Source organism: Chryseobacterium sp. Leaf201, from assembly GCF_001421435.1.
In the GTDB taxonomy this organism is placed as follows: Bacteria; Bacteroidota; Bacteroidia; order Flavobacteriales; family Weeksellaceae; genus Chryseobacterium.
On the sequence record NZ_LMKA01000010.1, the window covers coordinates 1 to 7345 of the forward strand.

Consider the following 7345-nt stretch of genomic DNA (forward strand, 5'->3'; position numbering starts at 1 on the left):
TATCGTATATCGTACCGGTGTAAACTTTCAGGCACTTGGCCGTGGTGTCATACACCATCATTCCTTCCTGAGGAGATACCAGGGCGCTTACCTGTGTTGTGGTTAATCTTGTTACGACAAATCCTTTTGAGTTGGATTCCAGAACMGCGTGGGCCGACTTTCTGTTCATAGGCCAGTTGCCGCTGTCCGCGCCAGCTCTTCCCAAAAGGGTAACCCCWACTTTACTGTCGATTCCCGGRGTAGAAGTATTGGCATCATCATAACAGATACATCTCTGGATAAAATAACTGTTTGTTCTCGGGGAAAAGGGTAACCCCAACTTTACTGTCGATTCCCGGAGTAGAAGTATTGGCATCATCATAACAGATACATCTCTGGATAAAATAACTGTTTGTTCTCGGGAAATACGTATCGCCCGGTACAGGAGATGAAGTGGAAACGAAATTATTGGTGGAACCGCTGGTTCCCTGCTGCTTGATTTCAAAAGCAAAAGTTTCTGTAGGCTCRTCCACCCCTTCATTTACAGAAGCGATATTGATGGCAATACCGTCTTCATCATTGTTAGGGCTTGAATATCCCGGTGTAACGCCGCCGTCATAGTTTCCTGCGGGTACTCCACCCCTTCATTTACAGAAGCGATATTGATGGCAATACCGTCTTCATCATTGTTAGGGCTTGAATATCCCGGTGTAACGCCGCCGTCATAGTTTCCTGCGGGTATKGTAATCAGGTAGATACTGCTTCCCGGCGTATGGGAAATAGTTGGTGTACCGGTGGAATTGGTTGCCGGGGTCAGKGTGATATCGGCATCAGTAGCCACTGGGTTTCCGTTGGCTGGGTTTATCAGTTCTACCGCCACGGTAGTCGTACTGGTTACCGCGCCGCTGATTCTTAAGAACAGATTACCGTTGCCTGATCCTTCACAGGATGAAAGGGCATTGGAGAATTTTAAATCAATAAGCGGGTTTAGCGTAATCCTGATGTCATCAAGAAAATTACCTGCTCCCGGACTTGTTGTATTTACAGCCCTGAAACCTACCCTATAAACTCCTGAAGTTCCTGTAAAGGTATAGGTTCCCTGGTTTACAGACCATGCTGTAGTACTTGAAGGTGAAGTTGTGGTATGAACTGTAGCTATATTTACTTCATTCTGGTTTTCAATTACCATGGCTGCCTGTTCAGATGTGTCCAGCCTTGCCCGGTGCCTGAAGTAATAGGTGATAATATCGCCATTGACAAGGTACATATTCTGGTAGATCATAGAGCTCACAAAGGCATTAAGCTCTACAAAGTTAGTTCCCTGAGCGGCCGGTACGTTACCAAAACCTGTGCCCCACACTTCCATAGAGACCNCCTGAAGCCTGAAGTAATAGGTGATAATATCGCCATTGACAAGGTACATATTCTGGTAGATCATAGAGCTCACAAAGGCATTAAGCTCTACAAAGTTAGTTCCCTGGGCGGCTGGTACGCTGTTAAAACCGGTACCCCATACTTCAATAGGGTGGCAGTTTCCGGAACCTCCCGGTTCACAGACTCCTGCCTGGGTAGGGTGAGAAGTATACCATGGTGAAGTAACCGCTGAACCGGCATCTACATTAGGGCTAAAGCCAAAGTTGGCATCGTACTGGCCGTAAGTGATTGCTGCTACCCCAAACTCAAGTCCGGGATTTGCAATTACCCTGGTCTGGGCAAAGCTGTTTTGTGAAGATAACAGAAACAGCAAAAAAGCTGCGAAAAATACATGTCCTGTACTTAACAAAGGCATTGGAATCCGAATTAATATTTTCATAAGATGTTGTATAGATCGGTCAGATTACATATAACTGCAAGCAGATTTATCCGGTATCTGATTTTAAACCTTCAATCAGAAATCTGAATTTTTATCATTATGTAATCCGACCTTTAGTTTTTTTTACCCGTTTTAAAGCAACGCGAAACTATGATATACGGTACCGTTAAACAAACATTTGATGTATCATTTTCAGTAATTTGAAACATTTGCATGAGTTAAAGTGTTTATAATCAGTTGTTTTATTTTTGAGTAAAATGAAGGTATAACATTGATATTTGCACCTGAAAGTCGGGAATGATTAATTTTTATTTCAGGTTCAGTCAGGAATTTAATAAAAAGAGCCAAAGCACATGTTGCTTTTTCTTTAGAATAGTTGAAATATTTCAGCGGGCGGGCCGTTTTTAAACGGAGCTGATGATATTTTACAGATTCCGGATATTGAAAACCTCTTTAAAGCAGAAACTTATAAATTTACTTTTATTCCCTTACTTCGGAATAATTGGCATTTATTTATAAGTTAAAATAACCCTGTTTTTTAAAAATATAATTAATTTTGGGCTTTCTAAAGTATGAATCAGATGCGTGTTACTATTTTCGCATGATGTATTTGAAATGATGTATAAAAAAATCTGCTGTATCTTCTTTTTCTTATTGCTTACTTATGATAAGGCCCAGGATACGGTGGCTTATAATTCTGTGTATACCAAAACGTATCTTGAAACTTCGCAGAAAAATTTCAAGGCGGCACTGCAGACGGCAGATTCTCTGTTTGTTATTTCCAAAAGCCCTTATTTCAAGACCAAAAGCCTCATGTTGTCTGCCTCTTTATACCAGCAGTCCGGCGACCTCAAAAAATCAATATATTATGCAGAGCAGTCGGCGGGTATTATTTCAGAGACAGATAATGTAGCCTGGAAAGCAAGGGTATATGGCTTTTTAGCCAGCCAGTACAGGATTTTAAAAATCTATTCGTTATCTAAAAAATATATTGACAAAGCCCTTAAAGAAAGCAGCCTTATTGAAAACCCTGAAGCAGCAGCTACTGTAAAAGGAATGATGTATCAGGAGATGGCCCATTATGAACATGAAAAAGGGAACTACAAAAAGTCTGTTCAGGACATCACCAGGGCCCAGGCTTATTTTCGGTCAGCAAAAAGCGACAGTGATTTTTTTGCATCGAATAATGAACAGCTGTTGGGACTTAATTACCTGGCTCTCAATAATTCGGCGCTGGCGATGAAGCATTACCAAAATGCCCTTGTATTGAATAAAAAACTACCTGAAAATTTCCTTACCGGTCTTATATACAGTGGTTTAAGTAATGTTTATTTAAAAAAGAATGATTTAAAAAATGCAAAAAGATATCTTGATCTTTCTGAAAAAATAGCGGAACAATCCGGTTATCTTCAGCTGAAAACAGAGGTATATACCACTTCCAAACGCTATTACTCTGCGGTAAACGATTTAAAAAAACTGACTGAAATATCCGGAAAGAAAGATTCCGTCGATACGGCATTAGATGAATTATCCTCGCAGTCTGTTGACAGGTCCTATGCAAAGATCGATGTTGAAATGTCAGAAACAAAAGAAAGTGACCATAATAAAGGAATCATTATCGTGTTGACCATCATTGTTCTTTTGGCATTCGCTGCTTATTTTCAGTGGTACAGGATCAGGCAGAAAAAGAATATAGAACAGTATAAGAATATTATTAAAAATTATGATATTGCCGCCGCAGAACAGGCAAAAAAAATTGCAGAAAGCTCTGAAAATGAAAGCTCTGAAACTGAAATCCCGGTAACAGCAGATAAAAATACGGCTGACAGAACAATGGTGATGACGGATGCCACAGAAAATCTCCTGCTCCGTAAACTTGAGGAATTTGAGCGTTCAGCCTTATTTACCGATAAAAATATTTCTCTTACCGTGCTGGCTGCACAACTTGGTATTAATACAAGGTATGTATCTTCCGTTATTAATAAGCACAAAGAAATGGACTTTAATAATTACATTAACAGTCTCAGGATTAAATATGTGATCAGCCGGCTCAAAACCGATTCTACCTTCAGGAAATACAAAATATCAACCATAGCGGAAGAGGCCGGTTTTTCATCACCCAATAAGTTTACCACGGTATTTAAAAAAATCAACGGCATATCACCCTCAGAATTTATTAAGTATCTTTCTGAAGAAATTGAATCTGAAAAGCAGGCATCATTTTAAAATACATCATATTTCAGGCTGACATACATGTATATCAGCCTGAATTTATTAATCTTTTATTTTAAATACCTAAAGACTTATTTCAGTAAATCATAACGATTTCTGTTTTCCTGAAATTCTGTTGGATTCTACAATTCTTCTTGTTCCGGATGGTAAAGCACAACATATTCCCACGGGTCCATCGTCAGGATCAAAGTATCCGAAACGCCCTGGTATTCTCCCGTAAAAAGGTTTGTGTACCTGCCCATATCAAAAGAAGTATCGAACTGAACAATCAGAGGTTCTTTGCTGAAATTAATGAAGGTCATTACCTTATCGCCGTTTTTCTCCCGTACGAATGAAATTACCTGTTCCATCCGGTCATTCATAATCCTTACCATTTCCCCTCCGTGGCCACCGTTCCAGAGTGCCTGGTTCTTGTGTTTCAGCATGAAAAGGGTAGTGTAGAGTGCTTCATTTTCGTGAGGCTTCCACTGTACCGGGTCTTTTTCAAAAAACTCCAGAGAACGATTCTGTCCCGCTTCCTGTCCGTTATAAACAAGCGGCATTCCGTCCATCATCACCGTAAATACCGTGGCCGCATTAAGCGCATCGCCGAAATTGCTGTACGGGTTTCCTTCCCAGGAATTTTTGTCATGGTTATCGATGAAGTTCAGCCGGATGCCTTCTTTCGGAAAAATAGAAACGTGTTCTGCAATATAAGCTTCCGTAAGGGTTTTTACACTTCTTTCATTCAGGGCAATCTGGTGCAGGATATTCCAGAGCGTCCAGTTATAGGTGGCGTCAAAGGCTTTGCGGTGAAGCTCGCGGTCTTCGGCTTCGGCCAGCATAAAAACGGGCTTAATAGCATCAAGCTCGTTTCTTACATTTTCCCAGAAGTCAATCGGGACAAAGCTCGCAATGTCACACCGGTAGCCGTCAATATCATATTCACGTACCCAGAATTTCAGTGCCTCGGTCATATATTCCCGCAGTTCCTGGTGGCTGTAATCCAGTTCGATGATGTCATCGTAATCCCTCCAACGGGTAGACTGGAAGGTGTCTTTCCTTGATTTTCTGTACCATTCCGGATGCTGTGCTACGATCTCATTATCCCAGCTGGTATGGTTGGCAACCCAGTCTACAATAACATACATGCCCTGTTGATGAATCGCACTGACCAGGTTCCGGAAATCCTGTTCGGTACCGAACTCCGGACTGACCCCATAATAATCTTTCACAGAATAATAACTGCCCAGGCTTCCTTTACGGTGGGTTTCGCCGATAGGGTGAACGGGCATCAGCCAGATAATATCGATCCCTATTTTTTTAAGCCGCGGAAGCTGCTGTTCAATGGCTTTGAAAGAGCCTTCATCTGAAAACTGCCGGATATTAAGTTCATAAAGTGTTGCATTTTTTACCCAGTCCGGACTGGTGATTTTCACATATTTTTCCGGATGGTACCGGCTGTCAGTCTTTTTTTCCATAAGTTATTTGCACGTAAAATCAATCACTGAAACGATATAAGAAATAAATATACCATTTAATTGGTAAACTGCTGTGCTTATTAAAAATATTCATCTTTCCTGATTATATTTTTGCTGTTACATGATGTGTAGCGGCAAATAATTTGAAATTGTAAATAATTCATAATGAATATATAAAAGTAAAATATTCTTCAGAAGTCCTGATAAGGTTTAATTTTTGCAGGAAGTAAAAAGCATCGCCCGGATGCCTTTAACATGATACCAAATATTAAAAAATAAATATATGATTCCTAAAAAAATACACTACTGTTGGTTTGGCGGACACGCAAAGCATGAACTTGCAGAACACTGCATCGCTTCCTGGAAAAAGATCCATCCTGATTATGAACTCGTGGAATGGAATGAAAGCAATGCCCCTCTTGAGGACAACAATTATGTAAAAGAAGCATTTGCCCAGAAAAAATGGGCCTTCGTTTCTGATTATGTGCGTTCTAAAGTTATGTATGAGCATGGCGGCATCTATATGGATACCGATATGGAACTGAAAATGCCTCTTGACGAGTTCCTGAATGAAAAAGCCGTATGCGGTTTTGAAGTGAAAGGGGTGCCTTATTCTGCATTCTGGATGGCCGAACCGGAGCATCAGCTCTCAAAGGATTTTGTAGCCTATTATAATGAACAGGAAGGATTTATAGAACGCATCAATACGGATATTTTTTCTGAGATGCTGGAAAAAGAGTACGGTGCAGACCGTTACAGTGATACGATTCAGAAGCTTAAGCATGATGTAACGCTTTACCCTTCAGTATATTTCTCCCAGGATCTGCCTAAGAATTATGTAAGCCACCATTTTAACGGTTCATGGTTCGGCGGCGATGAAGAAAATACACACAAGAAGATGGTTAATACCTATGGTCTTCTGGAGCGCCTTGTTAATGCACCGGGAGCCGCAAAATCAATCGACAGTATTATCAACAAACATAAGATCATCGATGTAAATAAAGTTCTTGATCTGTTTCCGAAAGAGAGCATCAGGAAATATCTGGAAGAGACCGTATCTGATAATACTACAGAATAACAGAATTAAAATTTTACAGAATACAAGGAACAAAAACTCCGGAGTCTTTTTAAGCTCCGGAGTTTTTTGTTTGATCTATATTGATAACAGTCAATTTAATTATACGGATCATTATCTGAATTCATGATGTCAGATGTATGAGCATTAATCCATAGACTGATTATTAATAACAGGTTTGCACTTCATCCTTAATGAAGTGAGCAAATGTATATGAATGCTGAGGATTACCTGATCAGATTTTCAATTTTGACAAGAACATCGTCAATATCAAAAGGTTTGCTTATAAATTCATCGGCTTTGCAGGAATTAATAACATGTTCTGCCTTTGCATGCGCACTGATAATAATTACAGGAATACCGGAAGTTGCAGGTTCTTCTTTAAGCTGGTTGCATACGTCTGTACCCGATCCGTCAGGAAGCATAACGTCCAGTATAAATATATCCGGCACGGCAGATAAGTCTCTTTTGTTGAATGCCTCAACCGTAGAAAAGGACCTTACATCATAATCTTCAAATGACAGGAGCAACTGTAATGCATCTCTGATGCCTGTCTCATCTTCAAGGATAAAAATAGTTTTCATACCCTTGCTTTACAAAAACAGAACCAATCTTTGTAATGACGTAGAAATAAATTGATTTTTGGGTTTTAAGGGATTAAAATTATTGTTGTGTGAGAATCTTGGATATTCAGATAATCAGAATTTTTAATATTGATTTTAAATGCGACAAGTTCTGTCGTTATACAATAATATCTTTGTTGTAGAATTAAGGACTTATAATTAT

The 7345-nt window shown here is 39.8% G+C and carries 5 protein-coding genes; 2 read left to right on the forward strand and 3 right to left on the reverse strand.

Translation table 11 applies throughout. From position 1 onward, the window contains the following. Positions 1 to 257: 257 nt before the first annotated feature. Entirely contained in the window at positions 258 to 512 is a 255-nt protein-coding gene (locus ASE55_RS02180; protein WP_056214923.1) for a hypothetical protein, read from the reverse strand. Positions 513 to 2407: 1895 nt separating this feature from the next. On the opposite strand from ASE55_RS02180, the gene ASE55_RS02190 reads away from it, so the two are divergent. Beyond that, positions 2408 to 4018, forward strand: a complete 1611-nt coding sequence (locus tag ASE55_RS02190) for a helix-turn-helix transcriptional regulator (RefSeq protein ID WP_082474322.1) — start codon at positions 2408 to 2410, stop codon at positions 4016 to 4018. 128 nt (positions 4019 to 4146) lie between these two features. Here ASE55_RS02190 and ASE55_RS02195 read toward each other — a convergent pair whose 3' ends face one another. After that, complete coding sequence (locus ASE55_RS02195) at positions 4147 to 5484, reverse strand: alpha-amylase family glycosyl hydrolase (RefSeq protein WP_056214932.1); 1338 nt, start codon at positions 5482 to 5484, stop codon at positions 4147 to 4149. Positions 5485 to 5767: 283 nt separating this feature from the next. On the opposite strand from ASE55_RS02195, the gene ASE55_RS02200 reads away from it, so the two are divergent. Further along, positions 5768 to 6562, forward strand: a complete 795-nt coding sequence (locus ASE55_RS02200; RefSeq protein ID WP_056214934.1) for a glycosyltransferase family 32 protein — start codon at positions 5768 to 5770, stop codon at positions 6560 to 6562. Between the two features lie 224 nt (positions 6563 to 6786). Here the strand turns inward: ASE55_RS02200 and ASE55_RS02205 are convergent, their stop codons facing one another. Beyond that, positions 6787 to 7143, reverse strand: a complete 357-nt coding sequence (locus ASE55_RS02205; RefSeq protein WP_056214935.1) for a response regulator transcription factor — start codon at positions 7141 to 7143, stop codon at positions 6787 to 6789. Positions 7144 to 7345: the final 202 nt, after the last annotated feature.